The organism is Grimontia celer (assembly GCF_900055185.1).
In the GTDB taxonomy this organism is placed as follows: domain Bacteria; phylum Pseudomonadota; class Gammaproteobacteria; order Enterobacterales; family Vibrionaceae; genus Enterovibrio; species Enterovibrio celer.
The window spans coordinates 886,776-908,359 of the sequence record NZ_FIZX01000002.1 but is presented as its reverse complement, the minus strand read 5'-3'; the positions used below and the strand labels follow the sequence as shown (position 1 = coordinate 908,359).

The 21,584-nt window shown below is 49.0% G+C and carries 17 protein-coding genes; 3 read left to right on the top strand and 14 right to left on the bottom strand.

Annotated elements, in window-relative coordinates; genetic code table 11:
• Positions 1 to 23: 23 nt before the first annotated feature.
• From GCE9029_RS14270 to GCE9029_RS14260, 3 genes are read right to left on the bottom strand one after another with little or no spacing between them, the layout of a single operon-like run.
• A complete protein-coding gene (locus tag GCE9029_RS14270; RefSeq protein ID WP_062664050.1) occupies positions 24 to 3,107 on the bottom strand; it encodes an efflux RND transporter permease subunit in 3,084 nt (1,027 codons plus the stop codon).
• Entirely contained in the window at positions 3,104 to 4,168 is a 1,065-nt protein-coding gene (locus tag GCE9029_RS14265) for an efflux RND transporter periplasmic adaptor subunit (RefSeq protein WP_062664048.1), read from the bottom strand. Before GCE9029_RS14265 ends, GCE9029_RS14270 begins: the two co-directional genes overlap by 4 nt.
• A complete protein-coding gene (locus GCE9029_RS14260; protein ID WP_062664046.1) occupies positions 4,168 to 5,244 on the bottom strand; it encodes an efflux RND transporter periplasmic adaptor subunit in 1,077 nt (358 codons plus the stop codon). The genes GCE9029_RS14265 and GCE9029_RS14260 overlap by 1 nt, the downstream gene beginning before the upstream one ends.
• 157 nt (positions 5,245 to 5,401) lie before the next feature.
• Here GCE9029_RS14260 and GCE9029_RS14255 point away from each other — a divergent pair, with 157 nt between their 5' ends.
• A complete protein-coding gene (locus GCE9029_RS14255; protein WP_062664044.1) occupies positions 5,402 to 6,112 on the top strand; it encodes a TetR/AcrR family transcriptional regulator in 711 nt (236 codons plus the stop codon).
• Positions 6,113 to 6,496: 384 nt separating this feature from the next.
• Here the strand turns inward: GCE9029_RS14255 and GCE9029_RS14250 are convergent, their stop codons facing one another.
• Positions 6,497 to 8,584: an EAL domain-containing protein gene (locus tag GCE9029_RS14250; protein ID WP_082804357.1), complete on the bottom strand. Its 2,088-nt coding sequence runs from the start codon at positions 8,582 to 8,584 to the stop codon at positions 6,497 to 6,499.
• Positions 8,585 to 8,996: 412 nt separating this feature from the next.
• Here GCE9029_RS14250 and GCE9029_RS14245 point away from each other — a divergent pair, with 412 nt between their 5' ends.
• Positions 8,997 to 9,605, top strand: coding sequence for a DUF6198 family protein (locus GCE9029_RS14245; RefSeq protein WP_062664040.1), 609 nt, complete (start codon positions 8,997 to 8,999; stop codon positions 9,603 to 9,605).
• Positions 9,606 to 9,665: 60 nt separating this feature from the next.
• Here the strand turns inward: GCE9029_RS14245 and GCE9029_RS14240 are convergent, their stop codons facing one another.
• The gene (locus GCE9029_RS14240) at positions 9,666 to 10,535 is read right to left on the bottom strand and encodes an AraC family transcriptional regulator (protein WP_157487835.1); all 870 of its coding nucleotides are present in this window, start codon (positions 10,533 to 10,535) and stop codon (positions 9,666 to 9,668) included.
• 127 nt (positions 10,536 to 10,662) lie between these two features.
• On the opposite strand from GCE9029_RS14240, the gene GCE9029_RS14235 reads away from it, so the two are divergent.
• Positions 10,663 to 11,814: an aminotransferase-like domain-containing protein gene (locus GCE9029_RS14235; RefSeq protein ID WP_062664036.1), complete on the top strand. Its 1,152-nt coding sequence runs from the start codon at positions 10,663 to 10,665 to the stop codon at positions 11,812 to 11,814.
• Between the two features lie 89 nt (positions 11,815 to 11,903).
• Here the strand turns inward: GCE9029_RS14235 and ykgO are convergent, their stop codons facing one another.
• From ykgO to GCE9029_RS14190, 9 genes are all read right to left on the bottom strand, one after another.
• Positions 11,904 to 12,047, bottom strand: a complete 144-nt coding sequence (gene ykgO, locus GCE9029_RS14230; protein ID WP_002542461.1) for a type B 50S ribosomal protein L36 — start codon at positions 12,045 to 12,047, stop codon at positions 11,904 to 11,906.
• A gap of 3 nt (positions 12,048 to 12,050) precedes the next feature.
• A complete protein-coding gene (locus GCE9029_RS14225) occupies positions 12,051 to 12,311 on the bottom strand; it encodes a type B 50S ribosomal protein L31 (RefSeq protein ID WP_002542462.1) in 261 nt (86 codons plus the stop codon).
• Between the two features lie 191 nt (positions 12,312 to 12,502).
• Positions 12,503 to 12,919: a DUF4156 domain-containing protein gene (locus GCE9029_RS14220; RefSeq protein WP_062664034.1), complete on the bottom strand. Its 417-nt coding sequence runs from the start codon at positions 12,917 to 12,919 to the stop codon at positions 12,503 to 12,505.
• Between the two features lie 108 nt (positions 12,920 to 13,027).
• Entirely contained in the window at positions 13,028 to 14,782 is a 1,755-nt protein-coding gene (atzF, locus tag GCE9029_RS14215) for an allophanate hydrolase (RefSeq protein ID WP_062664032.1), read from the bottom strand.
• Positions 14,782 to 18,414, bottom strand: a complete 3,633-nt coding sequence (gene uca / locus GCE9029_RS14210; protein ID WP_062665680.1) for an urea carboxylase — start codon at positions 18,412 to 18,414, stop codon at positions 14,782 to 14,784. The genes atzF and uca overlap by 1 nt, the downstream gene beginning before the upstream one ends.
• Before the next feature lie 124 nt (positions 18,415 to 18,538).
• On the bottom strand, positions 18,539 to 19,183 hold the full coding sequence (locus tag GCE9029_RS14205) for an urea amidolyase associated protein UAAP2 (protein WP_062664031.1): 645 nt from the start codon (positions 19,181 to 19,183) through the stop codon (positions 18,539 to 18,541).
• Positions 19,184 to 19,193: 10 nt separating this feature from the next.
• Positions 19,194 to 19,919: an urea amidolyase associated protein UAAP1 gene (locus tag GCE9029_RS14200; RefSeq protein WP_062664029.1), complete on the bottom strand. Its 726-nt coding sequence runs from the start codon at positions 19,917 to 19,919 to the stop codon at positions 19,194 to 19,196.
• Positions 19,920 to 19,957: 38 nt separating this feature from the next.
• Positions 19,958 to 20,749 (bottom strand): ABC transporter ATP-binding protein, encoded by a 792-nt coding sequence (locus GCE9029_RS14195; protein ID WP_157487816.1) that lies wholly within the window; start codon positions 20,747 to 20,749, stop codon positions 19,958 to 19,960.
• Between the two features lie 2 nt (positions 20,750 to 20,751).
• Positions 20,752 to 21,576 carry an ABC transporter permease gene (locus GCE9029_RS14190; RefSeq protein ID WP_002542470.1) on the bottom strand — a complete coding sequence of 275 codons (825 nt, stop codon included), beginning with the start codon at positions 21,574 to 21,576 and terminating at the stop codon, positions 20,752 to 20,754.
• Positions 21,577 to 21,584 lie beyond the last annotated feature (8 nt).

Here is a 21,584-nt window from a genome sequence, read left to right as displayed (position 1 = left end):
TTTTCTTTACTACTTGCTAACCATTAAACAGCAGGAGCGAGCTCCGCCTCTTTCACTTTCTTCGGCGGCTTAATGCCGAACAGGATAGAGAACATCACGGGAACCACAATCAGCGTCAGAATGGTGGCGAAACCAAGACCTGCCATGATGGTGATCGCCATCGAGCCGAAGAAGGCATCAAACATCAATGGGATCAAACCCAGAATGGTTGTCAGCGCCGCCATGCTTACTGGACGAACACGGCTTACCGCACTGTCTACAATCGCCTGATAGGGCTCTTTGCCCGAATCCAGCTCGAGGTTAATTTGGTCAAGCAATACGATGCCGTTCTTCAGGATCATTCCGCTCAAGCTCAACAAGCCAAGGAACGCGGTAAAGCTAAATGGCATATTCCACAGCAGCAGGCCAAACGCTACACCGATGATCGACAGCGGCACCGTGAACCAGATGACCAATGGCTTTTTCAGTGAATTGAATAGCAGCATGGTGATGACAAACATCAGCAAGTAACCCATCGGCAACGAGCCAAATAGCGAGTCCTGCGCATCTTTGGAAGATTCGTACTCACCACCCCAGCTAATCTCATATCCTGCTGGCAATTCCAGAGCCATCACCTGCGGTTGGATACGGCTCAACAGTGCTGCCGGCGTGTCCTCACTCAGAATGTCATGGTCTGCCAATACCGTCAGTGTGCGTTTGCGGTCACGACGCTTGATCAGTGGCTCTTCCCACGTCAGCTCAACACCATCAATAATTTGATCGATGGGCACATAAGCTTGCAGAGATGGACTCCAAATCGTCGCGTTCTGAATCGATTCGAAATCGACACGCTCATTCTCTGGTAGACGGCCAACAATCGGCAGAATGTCTGTACCATCGCGAAGCTGACCAATCGCCGCACCACCAAATGTCATTTGAAGGGTATTCGACAAATCTTCTTTCGAGATACCTAAACGGCGTGCCTTGGACTCGTTAAACACGGGCACCAACTCTTTGGTGCGCTCACGCCAGTCATGGCGAATGTTTCTCGCGCCCGGATCGGTATGAAGAATGTCTTCCACCTGTACTGCGATTTCACGCAATACTTGCGGATCTGCACCCGTGATACGGGCTTCTATTTTGGAAGCCGGAGACGGTCCAAACTCAATCAACTTGAACTGGAATGTTGGTGTATCAAATTCCCGTGGAAGCTCTGTGTTGAGTTGGCGCAATACCACAAACATGTTTTCCCGGTCTGTCGCACGGATCTGGATTTGTGCATAGGCTTCATAGCTCTGTTCTGGCTGATAAGTCAGCGCAAAACGCTGCAAACCCTGGCCTACAGAAGACGACACAAAATCAATGTGGTCTTGTTGGCGAACGTAATCCTCAACCTTCTTGGTTTCTTCAATTGTCTTGCGGATATCTGTGCCTTCCGGCATCCAAAGATCGACGTAGAACATTGGCGTATTTGACGGCGGGAAGAACTGTTGTTTTACCATGCCGAACGCCATCACCGCGGCGACCAACAAGGCGATCATGCCTGCTACTGTCAGCCAGCGGAAGCGCATCGCCAGCTTCAGAGACCAGCCAAACAGGGTAAACAACCAACCTTTGTACGGGTCGACATCTTCACTTGCGGCATCTTCTTCTTTGAGTAACAGGTTCGCCAGGAAAGGGGTAATAGTCAGTGCCGTTACCCAGCTCAGGAACAGTGAATAACACAGTACCCAGAATAGCGATCCCATGAATTCACCAGTCGCGTCTTCCGAAAGACCAATCGGTGCAAAAGCAGTAATCGCAATCACAGTTGCGCCAAGCAGAGGCCATTGGGTCTGCTTAACAATATCTGCCGCCGCCTGCACGCGGGTGCGCCCTTTTTTCAGGCCAACCAATATGCCTTCGACCACCACGATGGCGTTATCCACCAGCATACCGAGAGCAATGATCAACGCGCCCAGTGAGATTCGGTGAAGTTCAATTTCGTTGTAATCCATCAGGATGAAGGTACCGAACACAGTCAACAGCAGCACAAGGCCGATGATGATCCCGCTTCGCATCCCCATGGCGAACAGCAGCACGATGATAACAATCGCCACCGCCTGCCCCAGACTCACTACAAAGTCCTGAACCGAGGCATCAACTTCTGCCGCTTGGTTATAGAAGTGGTTCAATTCGATACCAACGGGTTTGAGCGACTCCAAACGTTCAAGTTCTGCATCCAGTCTTTGCCCTACTTCCACCACGTTCACACCAGAGGCAAAAGAAATACCGATGTTAATTGCTGGCTTACCGTTGAAGCTGATGACATTGCCCGGCTTTTCTTGAATGCCACGCGAAACTGTCGCTACATCTTTCAGGCGAATCAAGTTGCCGGTGTCACGGCCGTGAATAATCAGGTTTTCCAGTGCTTCTACTGAGGTCAAAGTACCACTTGGTCGAATCACCAGACTCTCACCATTCACCATGACTTCACCGGAAGAGACGACATTGTTCTGGCGATTGAGCAGAGACGAAACCGTGGTCATATCCAGATCAAGCGCTGCCAGTCGGTCGAGGGAAATCTCAACAAACAACATTTCTTGCTGGTCACCAGCGATTGACACCTTGCCCACACCTTCGACCAGTTCGAGGTCTCGGGCCAGGTAATCAGCATAGCGCTTTAGCTCAACATAATCGTACCCATCACCGGTGAGCATCAGCATCACGCCGAACACATCACCAAAGTCATCGATGATAGAGAGTGAGTTCACGCCGCTCGGAAGAGAGGGTTGAAGATCGTTAATCTTACGGCGCATTTCATCCCAAATTTGCGGGAGTTCATCCGGGCCGTAATCCATCTTCATCGACACCATCAACTGCGACATACCACTTGACGAAGTGGACGTGATCTTATCGATATAAGGCAAACGACGGATCTCTTTTTCCAGCGGATAAGTCAGTTCTTCTTCGACTTCTTTTGGTGTCGCACCCGGATAAGTAGCCACTACCATGGCATCTTTAATCGTAAACGCAGGGTCTTCGAGTCGTCCCAAATCAAGGAAAGAGAACACACCACCGACCGCGAGGATGACGATAAAAAGCCAGCTGATGACTTTATTTTTTATTGAATATTCAGCGATGTTCATCCGTTACTATTCTCCGTCGCCTCAACCTTTCTTCCCTCACGCAGTTTGCGCAGGTTTGAGTTCACCAGAATGTCTCCCTCAGAAATGCCAGACGCGACAATGGCGCCGTCGCCCGTGACTTCTGTGACGGCCACTTCAATGCGATTAACCTGATCGTCTTTGAGCTTCCACACGAAAAAACGACCTTTTTCATCACCAGCCTGGAGCACTGTCATCGGTACTTTGTAGCCATCAACCGCTGAGATACCAGCCTGCACCATGTCAACAGAAACAGTTGCTGTGGTACCCGGTAAAATTTCAGGTGAAACCTGTGCCATGGAAAGCCACATTTCGTAGCTGCCCGTTTGTGCGTTCGGCTCGCTGGTGTGTTCGAGGTAACCCATTTGATAATCACCATCGATGCCGGAAAAGGTCACCTGCGGTGTGTAAGGAATGCGTTCACCCGTTGGGTTGATCATCGATAGCAGGTTGTCAGAAAGTTCAATCTGCACATAGACCTTGTCGTCCTGATACAGGTTTACCACTGGCTCACCTGCCTGAACACGCTCAAAACGCTCTTTAGGCACATCAGAAACCGTGCCTGTGAATGGCGCTTTGAGTTCGGTGTATTTCAACTGATTTTGCGCTAAAGCAAACTGGGCGCGTGCTAACTGCGCATTGGCTTGTAGCTCATCGAGTTCCGCTTCGGAAATCATTTCGTTTGAACGTAGACCGCGCCCGCGTTCAAGCTGTCGGGAAGCCAGGGTGTATCGCGCTTTCGCATCGTTGTATGTTTGGCGGACGGCGTTGTCGTCGAGACGTGCAATCACCTGACCCGCTTCTACATGGTCGCCGGCTTTCACATAAACTTCGCGAAGTTCGCCTGTGCTTCGAAACGCGATAGGCGTTTTTTCCGCAGGCACTACTTCCCCTTTAAAGGTGCGGAATTGGTTCTTCACGGGAGCATCAACCTGTACGGTCGATACATATAGAGGTGACGCCGTCACGTTCTGTTCTTCTGTCTGACAGCCAGTCAGCATTAACGCGCCAATCACTGCGGCAGTGAGTGTCTTTACTTTCATTAAATCCCTTCCTCACGTTCCCATGCTTTCACTTCCTGACCTTCATGAAGCGTTTCTACACCGGCGACAACCACCAGGTCTTTTTCATCCAGACCAGAGAGAATCTTGCCTTGTGGCGTCAGAGACACTGCCGCTTTTGCGACGCGATGGGTAGATGAGTCCATTACCCAAACCGTCCCTTCGCTGTCATTTCGGCTGACCCATGCACTTTCAGGCAACGAAAGCTGCAAACCTGCCTCTGAACGCGCGATGTGCACCTGCCCTGTCATACCGCTAAGCAAGTTACGGTGTTCTGGACGAACGACAGTCATGGTCGCTTGATAGGTGTTGGTATCGGTGTTTGGCTGAGTCGAGATCTCTTTAAATACGCCCGGAATTTTTGCGTTGGGTTCGCTATCCAAAGAGAGCCACATGGTTTGAGCTGGCAGATTGGCAATTCCCATTTTCTCCACAAAGCTAACTGGCATAGTGAAAGACACATCCAACTTTGCATTGTCGATAATGTTCAGGATTTGCTGTTTTGCTGCGACCACTTGGTTCGGTTTGACAAAGGTGTAGGAAACAACACCATCAAACGGAGCCACCAGTTGGGTGTACCCCAACTCTGTTCTGGCTTGCTCGTAACGGGCGCGTTCAGCTTTGTAGTTGGTTTCAGACTGCTCATAAACATCAGTGCTCACCAGCTTCTTTGCATAAAGACGCTGCGATCGCTCCCATTGGGTGCGCGCCAGTGAATAGCTGGCTTTCGCTGAATCCAGAGATAACGTCAGATCACTGTCATCCAGCGTCGCAAGCACATCGCCTTTGGCAACACGTTGCCCCATTCGCACATTCAGGTGCTGGACTTCACCACCCACCTGAAAAGAAAGCTGCGCACGGTTTGTCGCATCAATTTCAGCCAGGAAACTATCTGTGCTTGAAAGTACATAATCTTCCACTGCTAGAAGTTTTACTGGCTTCACTGGCATTGGTTCCGACGTTTCAGAGACGGCTTCATTACATCCTGACAACAATCCCACCATGACAAACAGGGCGAGGACATTTCCGAGGGTGCGTTTCATTCTTTGATATCGCACAACACTCACTCCATAGGTTTATATTACACACCTGTGCAGTATAAGACCGAATGAGAACAGATCAATATATTTTCCACGTGTATAATAAAAAAGTTGGAGTGCTGGCGCTGAATCTGATAAATATGCACTTGGTTAACTGAGGGTAAGACAGGCAGTTATGCAGGAAAGAAAGCAAGGCCGTCGTAGTGCGGAAGCAGCAGAACAGACGAAATGTGATATTCTCCATGCGGCAGCAGACATGTTTGCTGAGCAGGGTTTTGAGCGTGTATCGCTGAGGAATATCAGCGATAAAGCGGGTGTTTCTCATAGTCTGATCCGCCACCACTTCGGCAGCAAAGAGCAGATCTGGCAAGCGATTAGTGATGGCATGGACGACTTCATGCAGCGCTACATTGCCGCTATCCTTGAATACCTTCCTGAGTCATACACCAGCGCTCAACGCGTCTATCATTTCCTGTCTTACATGAGTGCATTTACGCTGGTTCACCCTCGCCCAATCCAATTTATTGCTGACGCTGTCCGACAGGATGATGATGCTTTATTGCGTTACTTCCTTCGTTCCAAAGATGAGTTTTCTGCGGCTTTCTCTTCGCTGTTTGACGAATACAACCGTGACAATCCCGAAAAGCCTGTCGATATGTGGGAAATGAAATGGCAGATGCTGCAAACCGTCCATGCCGCGACCAGTTTGCGACCAATGATGGCGGAAACCTGGCCAGAGTGTGAAGGTGACCATGACAAGCTATTGCTGAAACACTGGTCTCTCTACAACCGGATAATCGCGATACAGCTTGATATTAGTGCCGATGAGATGATCAAAGTCGATTCCCTCGACTCACTGCTTTTCGACGTACCTTGCCACGTTTAAACTTCAATCGCGTTGGTCATCCATAGGACAAGAACCTGTTCGAGGTTGAACCAGCAGCCAAACAAAAACCCGGCTTCAGCCGGGTTTTTGTTTGCAGTTCATCTTAGAGCACATAGAGTTTAGAACAATCAAAATCTAAACCGTACTTTGTACTTAGCCCCAGCTAACACTTTTGCTCTAGAACTTCCTGATAGCGGGTTCAAAAACCTACCATTTTTCCCCGTCAGCGTATTCGTAAGCTGCAGCAAGTGGTAAAACAGGCGGCTATTAATCCATCATGATAATTTCTGCAGGGCGATGGCTTATGCAAAATATTCATCTCAATGGATTTAACGCATTAAAATTTTGATCTCTGTATCCAGCCCCTCTAACCCGGGGCTTTTTTTACGCCCGGGCATATCGCTCCGAGTAATCAAAGAAGTCACTCGCACCCATTGATCGCGCGAAGTACCAGCCTTGTACTTTGACGTCATGCTTCTTGGCGACATAATTGTACTGCTCTTGGGTCTCCACTCCTTCAACAATGATCTTCATGCCCAGCTCATGGGCAATCGCTATCAGTCCGTTGAACACTTTTTTGCCCTTTTCGTCTGCTAGTGCGCGGACAAAACTCTGGTCAATTTTCAGCGCATCAATGTCAAAGCGGTTCAGGTAACTCAACGAGCTATAACCCGTGCCAAAGTCATCTATATGCACAGAAGCACCAACTTTATGTAAACGTCGGATAGAATCACCCACCGTTTTTTCGTTCCCTAACAAAGCGCCTTCGGTGATCTCAATGTGAATCAAGCCCGGTATGCTACTTATGGTGGTCACGATCCTATCCATACGATGCTTGTCACTCAGAGTATCGGCAGTGATGTTCACGCTGATAGGAATTTCCAATCCTTGAGCCATCCACTGCTGACACTGCTCAACACACTTATCGACCACCCACATGTCGATATCACTCATCATCTGGGCTTTTTCAAACACAGGCAGAAAATCTCCAGGCAGCTCGACATTGCCTTGCTGATCTTTCACCCGAATCAATGCCTCAACACCAACAACCCTGCGGGTATCACAGCTGATCTGAGGTTGGAACTCCAGAAAGAACTCGCGGTGGGAGAATGACTCCATATGGAGCTGGGTCACTTCAATTTCGCGCAGACGCAACAGAGACTCGCGTACAGGGTCGTATGACAGTACATAAGCCTCCTCTTCCTTACGGGTGTATGTGGTATCAAGCGATGGAAGATAAACGTTTTGCTTACTCGCTTGCTCATCCACCATTTTCAGGAACGGCAGATACACAAAGATGTTCATCACAACAATCGCTATCTGGAAGATCACTGCAGCGATATCTCCCCCTGTCGCGATATAAGCATTGATCACGACAGGGCTGGTTAGCGGGGCCAACGTATATGGAATAGTGACAAGCCCACTATTCAGCACCAGAACAGCAACCCAAACATTAATTAAAGGCGTGAGCAAAAATGGCAGAAACAAACGTAAGTTAAAGATGATCGGCAGACCAAAGAGAAGTAACTCATTAATGTTGAACAGACCAAGAGGAATACTTGTTAAAGCTATCAGCCGCATCTTAGTGCTTTTGGAAAACATCAACACCGCAAATGAAAGTCCAAGTGTTGAACCCGCACCACCCACAAACACAAACAGCGCCATGGTAGAAAGGTTCATCACATTCGGAGCTTCGCCTCCGGCCATGACGGTTGTCCGGTTAATTTCGAGCGCATGCACTAAAGGTTCAACCAATGGGGTTAACGCATAGTAGCCATGGATCCCCAAGAACCAGAGCACAGAATTCAGAGAAGCGAAGATAGCCCCGGATTCAATCGGTGAGTTTTCAAAATCCGTGTTGTGGAGCGTCTGCAGCATGATTCCCACATCGAACAGGTGATAAACCCAGGAAATTCCCATTGCCACCACTGCAACAAGTCCAGCGACAATCACGCCTGGCAACATCAGATTCATGGAATCTTTTACTGGCTTACCGGCAATTTCGCTGTTTAGAATCCTTGTCCAGCGAAAACGCTTAATCTTAGAGAGTAAAGGCACAGCATAAAGCGGCAAGGTCAACCCAACGAAGAGAAGCAAAGTGTCAACGGCTTTGTCTTCGCTGCCCATCACCTGTGCAGTCACAGCCACATATGCCATGTTCAAGATCACGACAGGCGGTCTGGGGAGACGCCAATAAATGGCGAACATTGAGCTTATTGAAGCAGCAAAAAAGTAGGGGTAAAGCCCCACCAACATGTCGATAAGTTGGGTGAGATTTTCCTGTAGGGTGGGAACGTAAAAACCAAAGAAGTCGAGAAGGCTGGAAGTGAATACCAAGGTATTAGAGAGGATCAAACACGGGACCAGCCAGAGCATCCCATCACGTACTGCCCTCAATGGGCTCCATAAACCTTCGACAGTTCTTGATACTAACTTGGTGAATAGATGTTGCATTGAGTTGTTATTCTTCATCGCGTATACACCAACACATAGAGTAATACGATGCTCGGTTTTTTCCGGGCAATCTGCTCATTGACTCTAAAGCTAGCTGAACGACATTGCTTGCAGTGCAACATTCTTAGGAGCCCGGTTGATAAAGCTATACGACAATATGAAAAAAGAAAAATAGACATCGATGAATAGTTTAAGAGACTACCCCAACCTCGCAAAAGTGATACAAAATTTAAGCCTTGTACAAGTTTTTGTGGTTTTTCCCTCAGGCAAAACTCATGCCTGTGAACCCAATGTGTAAATCCTACTCCACACCGCAATGCTCTCCAATGTCCCAATTAATCTCGACTTTCACACTTAATTTCCGCATCTTGTCTGCCTTTTTTAACCGCCTTTTACTTTTTGGTGGCGCCCCAAGGAAGGAATCTACATCATGGATAAGGAACATAGTCTGAGAGAAAATTTACTTGCCTTGCTGCTTGGCAGTGCGCTGGTTTCTCTTGGTGTTATTTTTTTCAACAAAGTCGGCTTATTAACTGGTGGTACAGCAGGGCTTGCCATTTTCCTGACTAAGGTCAGCACCTTTAGCTTCGGCCAAATCTTCTTCGCTCTGAACCTGCCGTTTTACATTTTGTCTGTCATGCGTATGGGCTGGCGATTCACCCTTAATACCTTCATTGCAGTCACTATTGTTTCGGTCGCCGTTGATCATCTACACCATGTGATTGAGATTACCCGCATTGATCCTGTTTATGCTGCCATTCTCGGCGGAGGGTTGATTGGTATCGGGATGTTAGTCATCTTCCGCCACAAGATGAGCCTGGGCGGTTTCAACATTCTCGCCCTGTATTTACAGGAACGTTTTGGTATCCGCGCTGGAAAAGTACAGATGGCTCTGGACTGCAGCATTGTCGTGATGTCTTTGTTTATCGTTGATTTCTGGCTGATTGCCCTGTCTGTTGTTGGCGCTATTTCCACCAATCTGATATTGGCAATGAACCATAAGCCAGGCCGCTATCAGCCTAAACCGCAAACAGCGTAAACAGTCGCTGATAGAAAGAAGAAAGCCGCCAAACTTGGCGGCTTTCTTTTTCCTGTGCGGTTAATAAAAACTGATAGGAAGATAGAAATCGAGTTCGAACCGTTCATCTTCGTTAAGAAAATGATTGTTATGATAATGAACATATGCAGGTGTCGAGTTCAGTTTGAACCCAGAAGCTGGAAGCCATTGCTCCAACACCTTACTGATTTGTGGCAGCAACTCTCCATAAACGCCCGTTAGCCTGAATACAGCGTGTAATCCTCCCGGAATCACCAGTTGATTCACCACCCCACGCACTTTGATGGGCTTATCTATGGCAATGCAGGCGACATAGCGGCATTTATCCAGTTCAACCCAAGCTGGATTGGAGTGGTGCAAACCAAACTGAATAGTGTCATCCCGCCCTTCTGCGTTCGCCCAAGCTTTCATCACCCGCCAAGCATTCTTGATGGAGCGGTTATAACCAACATGGCGAACATATGCTGCGAAGCGTTCTGGCACTTCGACGATTTTAGGTTCAGGGAGTTGTCGGGGAGATACTCTGTGATAACCCGCCGCCACTTCCGGGTCTCGTAAGTAAGGCTTTTCGTCCCCTTCCAACTCATGCCTTCTCCACTCTCCCGGTGCGACATGAAAAGTCGCTTTGAACGCGCGACTGAAAGAAGACACTGAGTTAAATCCGCACTTATTGGCAATCTCCAACACTGACGATCCTGCATCAAACATCAATTGATTTGCCGCATACTCCATGCGTGTTCTTCGTATGTACTGATGAATTGATTCACCCACCACACTCTTAAAAATACGATGAAAGTGTTGCTCTGAATACGCAGCCACATCAGCCAGTTCCTTTGCTGGTAAGTCACGGCTGATATCTTTGTGAATGTAGTAAAGCACATCATTGATGCGAGAAATATGCTGTTGGCTCATTAATGGAAATAGCATGAATGGACATGTTTAAGAGCATAAATGGACATACGAAAACAATCAACGAGGAGTAATATGAACCTTATCCCCTCAAAAGGGGCCAATAATAAAAATTTAATCAGGTGCAAACATGGAAATCGCTAAGTCTCTTCAACAGACCCCATCGTCATATATTCGTGAAATTCTTGCTGCGGCGTCAGACAAGAATGTTATTTCACTGGCAGGTGGCCTGCCTGATGAAAAGACATTTCCCATTGATCTGATGAAGCCAACACTCGAAACTCTTTCCGAGATGCCAGAAGTCTTTCAATACGGTGCTACCGCGGGTTACACGCCGCTATTGAACTTCCTGACTGATTACTTCCAACTGCCTGATACTCATATTGCAATGGCTTGCACTGGTTCTCAACAAGGGCTTGACCTGATTGCCCGTGCTTACGTGAACCCTGGCGATAAAGTCGTCATGGAAGCACCTAGCTATCTGGGGGCCATGCAGGTATTTGGTCTGGTGCAGGCAGATATCGTGACGGTTCCACAAACCGAATTTGGCCCGGATATCGAAGCCTTGCGCACTGTGTTCTATGAGCAGTCACCGAAGATGTTTTATGCGGTGCCCGACTTCCACAACCCAACGGGCGTGTGCTGGTCGCTGGAAACCCGTAAACAAGTGGCGGCGCTTTGTGAGCAATATAATGTGGCACTGATTGAAGATGCCCCTTACCGCGAATTGCGTTTTTCAGGCGAAGCGATTCCACTGGTTTCTGATTTCTGTCCGCAGCACTCTATCGTGCTCCGCTCTTTCTCGAAAATTGCGTCGCCTGGTCTACGTGTGGGGATCGTTAGCGGCAAACGCAGCTACCTTGAACCCCTTATCAAAATCAAACAAGGTGCAGATCTGCACTCAAGCGTGCCAATGCAGGCGCTTTTGCTGGGTCTACTGAAGCACGACAACTTTGACTACCACATTGATACTATTCGTACGCTTTACAAATCGCGCTACGAAACATTGTATTCAGAATTGCAAGATAAGTTGCCGGAAGGTTGTGAAATTAAGCCTGTCGATGGTGGTATGTTTGTTTGGGTCACCCTGCCAAGCTGTGACACCTTCAAATTGGCGAAAGAGCTTCTGAAAGATGGCGTTGCTGTGGTTCCAAGCCCAGTGTTCTATCCGCAACCTGAAGCTGCAAAAGCGGCGCTTCGCCTGAACTTCACTAACGCGACACCAACAGAATTAGCTGAAGCGGTAAGTCGCTTAGCAAGCGGGCTAGCCAAAGCAATTTGATCGTCATAACTTAGCTGCAAAAAATAGAAAAGCCTGAACCTTTTTAAGATTCAGGCTTTTTTGAGCCAACCAACGTAAATTTGATTGCACTACTTTTTCTTCTTCACTTTTCCCTGAACCGCTTTGAAGCGCGGATTGGATTTGCAAATCACATAGAGACGTCCGCGGCGTTTCACCACCTGACAATCTTTGCTTCGGTTCTTTGCACTTTTCAGTGAACTCAATACTTGCATCGTTTACTTCCCTGCTTTCAGATTCTTGCCACCAAAGCGTTGATTGAATCGCGCCACGCGACCATCTTGCTTCGCCATTTTTTGTTTACCGGTATAGAAAGGATGCGAATGCGATGAAACATCCAGCGTCACATAGGGATAGGTTTTGCCATCCAACTCCACCGTGCGTTTGGTTTGTACTGTCGAACCGACAAGAATGTATTCGTTTGCGCCTGTGTCGTGGAACGCCACAGTTCTGTATTCCGGATGGATACCTGGTTTCATGATAATGCCCTCCAACTCATGATTGCTATGTTATAACATAACATTTAAATTCACTAAGTCAAATACTAATCATTATCATTTGCAAAAAGAATGGTGCGAATGCATTCAGAGAGGTACGCGAAAGCGAGGATACAAAAAAGGCCGCGATGAGTATCCGCAGCCTTTTAAAACACCTCTGAATAAAAACCGAATTACGGCGTTTCAGACGCTTCGATTTCGCTGTTTACTTCGACTTCAACAGCTTCTAAATCAGACATCGTTTCCTCGATATCAGCGGCATTTTCACATGCGTAGGCATTACCGAACATGGTGACCGAAGAAGAGAAACCAAATGGCTGATACAAGTACAAGACGTTCGCGCCTTTGTCTGCCGCTTTAATACGCATTTGATTTAGGGTTCCCCAAACCATGTCTTTGTCAGCATGCAGCCAATAGTCGTAAAAATGGCCTTCAGAACCGATCACTGTGCCTTTGTGTTCACATCCCTGAATGGCATTTACATCGTCCCAGATGACTTTAACTTGTTCAGATTGTTGCGTTGGGAACGTTACACAACCTGAAAGCAGTGTCGCTGAAAACAGCGCCACACTCAGCATTACCTTTTTCATTCAGAATGAATCTCTCAAAGTTCAAGGGCGCGGAGTTTATCGCCCAACGAACCAAAAGCAAACAAAAAAAGCAGGCTTTAATTGCCCGCTTTTTCAACACCAAAACCGCTAGCTATTGTTAGTCAGATACAAACGCCAACTACCATAGGATGAAATATCTTTCGCTCCTTCAATTGCAGATGCCTGACAGATAAACCCAGTCACCCAGGTACCATCATCCAACTCCACTTTGCCCAGGCCCAACGGGCTGGGAATGCCAGCGAGAAAATCACCCACGCGGGATGTCGGCACTTCCCAAAGCTCCATTTCAATGCTAACGCCAGCTTCGTTCACGCGTACCATGCCGGGTCGTTTGGGCCCTTCCCCTGCCAGCGCATAGAAGCGGTAACTCGATGCACTCCGGCGTTTATCGATAAAGCTCGCGTGGCGATCTTTCAACTGATGATTCAGCGGCAAACCTTCCATGTGAGCGCCGCAAACGGCAATGACCATGGTTTCATCAATCGACTCGCCCACCGAAACGGCTTCGTTGGCAATATAAGCTTTGGCAAGATCCAGCAACTTTGATTCACTGCCTTGATCAGAAAACAGCGTAATACCAAACGGCATTTGCTCAGTTTCATTATCGGCGGGAATTGCAATCGCGGCATAATCCAGAAGATTCATGAAGTTGGTGTAATAACCAAAGTCCGTATTTTTCTGGATGGGGTCATCAAGCATTTCTTCGATGGTGTAAATCGTCCCAGACGTCGGAACGATAACTGCATCAACGGTTTTCAGCTTGGCATCACAGCGCTTTTTCAGTGCTTTCAATTGATAGTGAGCATTGAACGCATCCACCGCCGAAAACTTGGACGCGCTGCCAAGGATCGCCTGAATCGTCGGTTCACACTGGGTTTCATGCTCATCAAAAAAGCCTTCTATGGCGGCATAACGTTCTGCTACCCAAGGTCCCTGATAAAGCAAGGTCGCGGCATCCAGAAAATCCTGAATGTCCATCTCCACCAGCTCAGCACCATTTGCCGCTAACTTCTCTTTACTCAGCTCAAACCGACGCTGGAAGTCAGCATTACCAAAGAACTCCAGATTATCTGTCTTCGGTACACCAATCCTGACTGCATCAGAAAGATAAACGATGTCAGCATCAGACTCAGAAAAGTCACGGGCGTAAGCGTCACCCGCATCATACTGCCCGGCGATAGGCAGCAGGTATTCAATATCTTCAACGCTGTGTGCAAACAAAGTCACGCAATCAAGCGTTCTGCATGCTGGCACCACGCCACGGCAGCTGATCCGTCCAATACTCGCTTTCATCCCCACCAATCGGTTGAAAGCTGCCGGTATCCTGCCTGAGCCTGCCGTGTCCGTACCCAAAGAAAACATGACCTGACCCAGAGCAACGGAAACTGCGCTGCCGGAGCTTGAACCACCAGAAACGTATGCTGGGTCAATACTGTTCTTACAGGCTCCGAATGGACTGCGTGTGCCGTTTAACCCTGTCGCGAACTGGTCGAGGTTGGTTTTTCCCAGTGGCACCGCGCCCGCTTCGATTAAGGCCTGTACCACAAACGCGGATTGACCTGGTGTGTAGGCAAATTCTTTGCAGGCTGCTGTCGTTTGCAATCCCGCCAGATCGATGTTGTCTTTAATGGCAAACGGCACACCATAAAGCGGCTTGTTTTCTGGCTTGTGGTTTCTCAGCGCTTTGAGGTAACCATCCAATTGCGCTTCGCTGATCAGGCTAATCCAACAATTATGCTGATCGTTTTGCGCTTTTTTCCACTGGGAATAGAGATAATCTGCTGGCGTGATTTCACCTGACTGATAAGCCGCCAACAGTTGTTGAATTGACGTAAATTCCATTAGATTTGCTCCATGATTAACAGTGTTTGTCCGGCGCGAATTTGCTCACCTTCGCTTTTGGACAGTCGAACCACACGCCCTGATTGTGACGCTGTCACTTCAATTTCCATTTTCATGGATTCAACGATAAGCAGTAGCTGCCCCACTTCGATGGTATCGCCGGGCTTCGCCAGTAATTGCCACACATTCCCTGCTAGCTGAGCAGTCACAGGGAACTGGCCGGTTTCGAGCACTTCGAGGTTTGTCTCTGCGTTGTCCACGACTTCAGCAACAAAGTTCGCCTGTCCGGTCTCTTCCCAACGCTGACGCTCTGCGTCAAACGCAGCTTGCTGTTGAGTTTTAAACGCGCTAATAGACTCACTTTCTTTCGCCAGCATGGCCTCGTATTCAGCGAGACTGAAACGGGTTTCTTCAATGCGAACATCAAATTTTCCACGTGGAAAATCACGGCGGATTTGAGTGAGTTCTTCAGGCGAGACGGGGTAGAAGCGGATCTGGTCGAAAAAGCGTAACAGCCAAGGCTGGGTAAATGCCTCTGTCTGGTTGTATCGGTTCCACATCTGAAGTGTACGCCCCATTAACTGGTAACCGCCCGGCCCTTCCATGCCATATACACACATGTAAGCACCACCGATACCCACCGCGTTTTCAGGCGTCCAGGTACGCGCCGGGTTGTATTTCGTTGTCACCAGTCGGTGGCGAGGGTCCATCGGTGTCGCGACAGGTGCGCCAAGATAAACATCACCCAAGCCCATGACGAGATAACTCGCATCAAACACGATATCCTGCACCGCTTCTCTGCTTTCCAATCCGTTAATGCGACGAATAAACTCAATATTATCAGGGCTCCATGGTGCATTTTTGCGCACCACTTCATCGTACTTTTTCATTGCTAACTGGATGGATGGGTCATCCCAGGAAAGCGGTAAATGAACGACCCGGGAAGGCACTTCCAACGTGCTGATATCGCCGAGGGTCGCTTCTGCTTTTTCAAGCAGCGAAAGCATGGCTTCACTGCCGATTTGCAAATTATCGAAATGCACCTGAAGCGAACGAATACCGGGGGTCAGCTCTTTAATGGCGGGGATCGCCATTTTTTCGAGCGCCAGCATCAATGCGTGAACACGAAAGCGCAGTTTCACGTCGAGCATTTGTGGGCCATATTCCACGAGCAGAAAATCTTCTCCACTTGGGCGATTCACTACCTGTTCGCCATATTTATCCGCTGGGATTTCCTTCAATACCGGAGAAGTTCGGGTTGAAGCACTTGGCAATGCCAATTCCTTCGAGGACAACATGCCAATCGCGGCTAACTGATGACGTTCCGCGCGCTCGGCATGCTCTAAAGACACCGCCTGAAAACGGATTTTATCTCCCGCCTTCAATTGTCCGAGCTTCCAAAGATCGGCTTTTATCACTGTGGCAGGACAAACAAAGCCGCCCAAACTTGGGCCATCTGGCCCTAGAATCACAGGCATATCACCGGTAAAGTCGACTGTGCCGACGGCGTATGCATTGTCGTGAATGTTAGAAGGATGAAGCCCGGCTTCACTGCCGTCTGGTCTCGCCCATTCGGGTTTTGGTCCAATTAAGCGCACACCCGTGCGGCTTGAGTTGAAGTGAACTTCCCATTCGGCATCGAAAAACGATTGGATATCGTCATTCGTGAAGAAATCTGGCGCACCGTGCGGGCCATAGATCACGCGCAAGGTATACATCATGGAAAGGTCCGGTGCTGGCAATGTTTCACCAACGCGCTTTTTATACAAGCGAGTGTTATTGAGGTGCAGTACGTCTCCTGCCATCAATGCACGGCCTGCATGTCCGCCAAATTTGCCCAAAGTAAACGTCGAGCGGCTGCCAAGGTATTCAGGGCAATCAAATCCACCTTTGATTGATAGATACGCCCTCGCCCCTTTGTTTTGGATCGCCCCAAGCGCGACGGTATCGCCTCTCGATATTGCCAGCACAGTAAACATCGGTGCTTCAACGCCATTAATCGTGACGGGCAATTCAGCACCCGTCACCACCAGTTGGGTGTCAGCGTTGAACTTGAGGGTGGGTCCGTTGGCAATGATCTCCAAACCAGAAGCGGTTTGATCGTTGTCCAACAACTGGTTACCTAAACGAAAACTCAGGTTATCCATGGGGCCAGATGGCGGGATACCAACATGCCAATAGCCACTGCGGCCGGGGTAATCCTGAATGGTGGTTTGGGTGCCGCTGTTTAATACATCGACAGAATGAGGCTGATAATCAAATGACGCCAGACTCGATGTCAGCACTTCTCCCTGTTTCACCAGAGGCTCTCGGGAAAGTTGTGCAAGGTAATCAAGGTTGGTTTCTATGCCATAAAGAGCGGTGTTTTCCAGTAAGCTGGCGATGCTATCCAGAGCTTGTTCCCTAGAAGGTTCATGCACCATGACTTTGGCAATCATCGGGTCGAAAAATGGGCTGACTTCCACGCCCGCTTCCACCCAAGTATCAATGCGCACCGTACTGCCATTTTCGTCATGGCTCACCGCATTTCCCAGAACACCTTCTGGGAAATCTAACTGAGTGATTAAGCCCGTTGATGGCAGAAACTGTTTGTTTGGATCTTCGGCATATAGACGGAATTGAATAGCATGTCCTGTAGGTTTGGCTTCAAGAGCCTCTTGCCAATGATCAGCGTGTTCACCACAGCCAATTTCTACCATCAGACGAACAATGTCCACGCCAAAGGTCAGCTCAGTCACACCATGCTCAACCTGAAGTCGCGTATTAACCTCCAGGAAGTAAAACTGTTGGGTAGATTGGTCGAGGATAAATTCAACCGTACCCGCATTTCGGTATTTCACCGACGCGGCAAGACGAATAGCTGTCTGTTGTAACTCTTGGCGGGTCTCTTCATTCAGATTGGGAGCTGGTGTCTCTTCCATCACTTTCTGGTTACGGCGCTGTGCAGAACAATCCCGTTCTCCCAACGCAATCACGTTACCTTCACCGTCACCAATCACCTGAACTTCGATGTGGCGGGCTGAAGTAATGAACTTCTCCATGAATAAACCGCTATGGCTGAAGTTGGCTTCACCCAGACGTTTTACTGCCTCGAAGGCATCCTGAAGATGTTCGGCATTTTCACAAAGGCGCATGCCGATACCACCGCCACCAGCGGTGCTTTTGAGCATGACCGGGTAACCCATTTCTTTCGCTTTGCTAAGCGCTTCTTCCACGCTTTCTAGCAACCCCGTACCCGGCAACAAAGGAACATTGGCTTTCTCTGCCAGTTCACGAGCAGTGTGTTTCAAACCAAAAAGATTGATTTGCTCGCTGGTTGGGCCAAGAAAGGCGATATTTTCACGTTCACAAGCCGCCACAAATTCTGGGTTTTCACTTAAAAAGCCATAGCCGGGATGAATCGCTTCGGCACCCGTTTGTTTGGCGATGGTAAGAATTTTGTTGATATCGAGATAGGTTTCAGCGGCACTGCCCTCGCCTAAGCTGTATGCCTCTGAAGCGTTGAGAGTATGCAGGCTGCCTGCATCGTCTTCGTGGTAAACCGACACACTTGCGATGCCCATGGCATCAAGCGTTCGAATTATTCTGCAAGCGATGGCGCCACGATTGGCGATAAGAATTTTTTTGAACATAGCATTGTCTTCATCTATCCGGGTCGTCCCGGACAAAGACCTGAGGCGCATTTCCTGCGTGAAGGGTCGTCCCTTACCTCTCCTTGGTAACCTTGTTGTCGCGCGTATTACTTAGTGCTCAGCGTTAAGCTGCATCCCATACTGACACTTCAATTGGCGTTGGGTTATAGGCATTACACGGGTTATTGAGCTGTGGACAGTTAGAGATCAGCACGATCACGTCCATTTTGGCTTCCAGCTCCACATATTTACCCGGCGCGCTGATGCCATCCGCGAAGGTCAGTCCGCCTTCCGCTGTCACTGGCACATTCATAAAGAAATTCACGTTGTGGCTGATATCTCTTTTGGTCAGGCCATACTCTGGGTTTTCTGTGACTGCCAGTAACCAGGAATCGCGACAAGCGTGCATGCAGCGCTTTTCATGCGCGTAACGCACAGTGTTGCTCTCGGTTGAACAAGCGCCGCCCAAGGTGTCGTGGCGACCACAGGTATCCGCGACAATTTCCAGCATCGGGTTGTTCAGATTCGATAACAGCATCGAGCCCGCTGTCAGGTAGGCATTGCCTTGCTCGCGAAGTGTATCCATCGCCGAATAACGTTCTTCGGTGTTGTTAGCGTTATAAAACAGGGTGTCCGCGGCCTGATTACCTTCAAGATCGGTAATGCGCATACGCTCACCCTGCTTCATGACTTTGAAGTAGTAATCTCCAGCATCCACAACCTCTTTCAATTTGGCTTCCTGGGTGCAAAGTTGGCTCTCAACAATCATGACTGGCTCCTTATCCCATGAGTTGCGGTTGATATTGGCGGGTGTTGACGAATCCACGGCGGTTTTCATCGCAATGATTCAAACAAGCATCATCTTCTGCGAGGGGTTCAGCGCGCACCATTTCGACGTCCACGCCCGTTCTCGGATAAGTAGAAGAGGGATTCATCGGATGTGGGCAGGTGCTCAGCAGAACAACCGTATCCATTTCAAAGCGGAGCTCAATCACATCACCTGCACCGGTATTTTCGCTATCAAATGCCAGCACACCGTCATCGGTCGTGGAGACTTTGCTAAAGAGGTTCATCGGAGCCGCGACATCACGTAATCCCAATCCAAACTTCGCCATTTCAACCAACATGGCATCGTGACCGTTTTGCATCCACAGGTTACGGTGATGCTGATAATCGCGCGCGCCCCATTTTGTGGTGACGTGTTGGCTGTTGCTGAGGCCGCCAATGCTATCGATCCATCCTGTGTCGTCACGGACAATGGAGCAGAAAATACGCCCCATGTCGGAATACACACAGTTGCCTGCAGTGAGCTTAAACGTGTGCTGGCATTTCAGCGTGTCCGGCAGGTTGATGCGCTCTGACGTATTACGCGGGTTATACATCAGCAAACTTAGGTTTGCTCCGCTGTCTTTCGCGGTAAACCGTAAGCTGTAACCAGCAGGTACTTCCAGCGAGCCATGTTGCCCGCCTTGGTAACTGTGCTTAAACAAGCTATTCAGTGTCATTGCTTTCTCCTTTGCTGTCGAAGCTGGTTTCCGGTGGCTTATGCCACTTCCTTTTGTTCTTTCGCCTGCAGAGAGGCGATGATGTCCTCCTGACCTGAAGCATTCAGGGGAATATCAAACGTCACCTGCGACCCATAACGGTCTGGTTCTTGTGGGTCGAACCTTGGCTTATCGAATACCCAAAGACGTGAACCCAGCTTGAAGCCTTCATGAAGGTCATGGGTGATCATAAAGATGGTCAGGTTTTGCTCCTGCCAAATGTCATTGATCAGCACATGCATATCTTTCCGAATACCCGGGTCAAGCGCCCCGAAAGGTTCATCCAAAAGCAGAATGCGCGGCTTTTTCATTAACGCTTGCGCAATTGCCAAGCGCTGCTGCATGCCGCCTGACATTTCTGCCGGATACTTGTTGGCAGCCTGTGTCAGACCCAGCCTTTCTAACTGTGCCATGGCGCGATCTTTCAACTCGCCCTTGCTGCTTCCCCACACTTTTCCGAGCACTTTTGACATTTCGAATTCGTCAGCCACCATAACGTTTTGCAACGCCGTCATATGCGGAAATACTGAGTATTTCTGGAACACAATGCCGCGTTCAGGTCCCGGTTCCGAACTCAGAGGTTTTCCATCCAAAAGCAGCTCACCACGGGAAGGTGCCTGGGTGCCGAGCAACATGTTCAGAAAGGTGGATTTACCACAACCCGAAGTACCAAGGATGCTGATGAAATCCCCCTGCATCACTTTCAGGTTCAAACGTTCAAGCACCACGTGGTCGCCATATTCTTTCCAGACATTTTTGGCTTCGATAATGGGTGTATTTGAGTTGTCCATAATCATTTCCCTCCCTGAGTCGCGTGGAACCACGGGTAGCATTTAGCGGAGAGTTTTTGCAGCAGCCAATCCATCAGGAAGGCAAGAATGGTTATCCAGACGACGTAAGGCAGAATCACATCCATCGCCAGATAGCGGCGGATAAGGAAGATGCGATAGCCAAGGCCTTCGGTGGAAGCAATCGCCTCGGCGGCAATCAGGAAGAGCCACGCACTGCCAAGCGTCAACCTCACCGCTTCGATAAGGCGAGGCATTACCTGAGGCAACACGACCCGAACCAGCAGCGTCCATGAGTTTGCCCCCAGTGTTTGCGCCTTGATGATTTGCTCGCTCGGAAGGCTTTCTGTTCGAAGCTGCAAATCGCGGATCATCATTGGCGTAATACCAATGACAATAAGCACGACTTTAGAAAGCTCCCCTAAACCAAGCGCAATAAACAGAATCGGAAGAATCGCCATCGGAGGGATCAGAGACATTGCTCTGACCATAGGAGACAGCGGCGCCCGCACATAGGGGATCATGCCGTTCGCGACACCCACCACTAACGCTAACAACGCACTGATACCAACACCGAGGCATAAACGCTCTAAGCTCGCCCAAGTGTCGACCCAAAGGAGAAACTCTCCGGTTCGACGGCTGGGTTCAAACGCCATGCGTTCAATACCATCGGCAATGCTGGCAAATGAAGGGAGCAGTTTATCATTAGGGTTTTCTGCCAAGCGGGCATCTGATGCCACCAAATAGGCGGCGATCAGAAGCACAAACGGCAGGCAAGCTAGAACCGAGCGACCAAATGGCGATGGCTTTAGGTTAATAATTCGCGTCATAAGCCCAC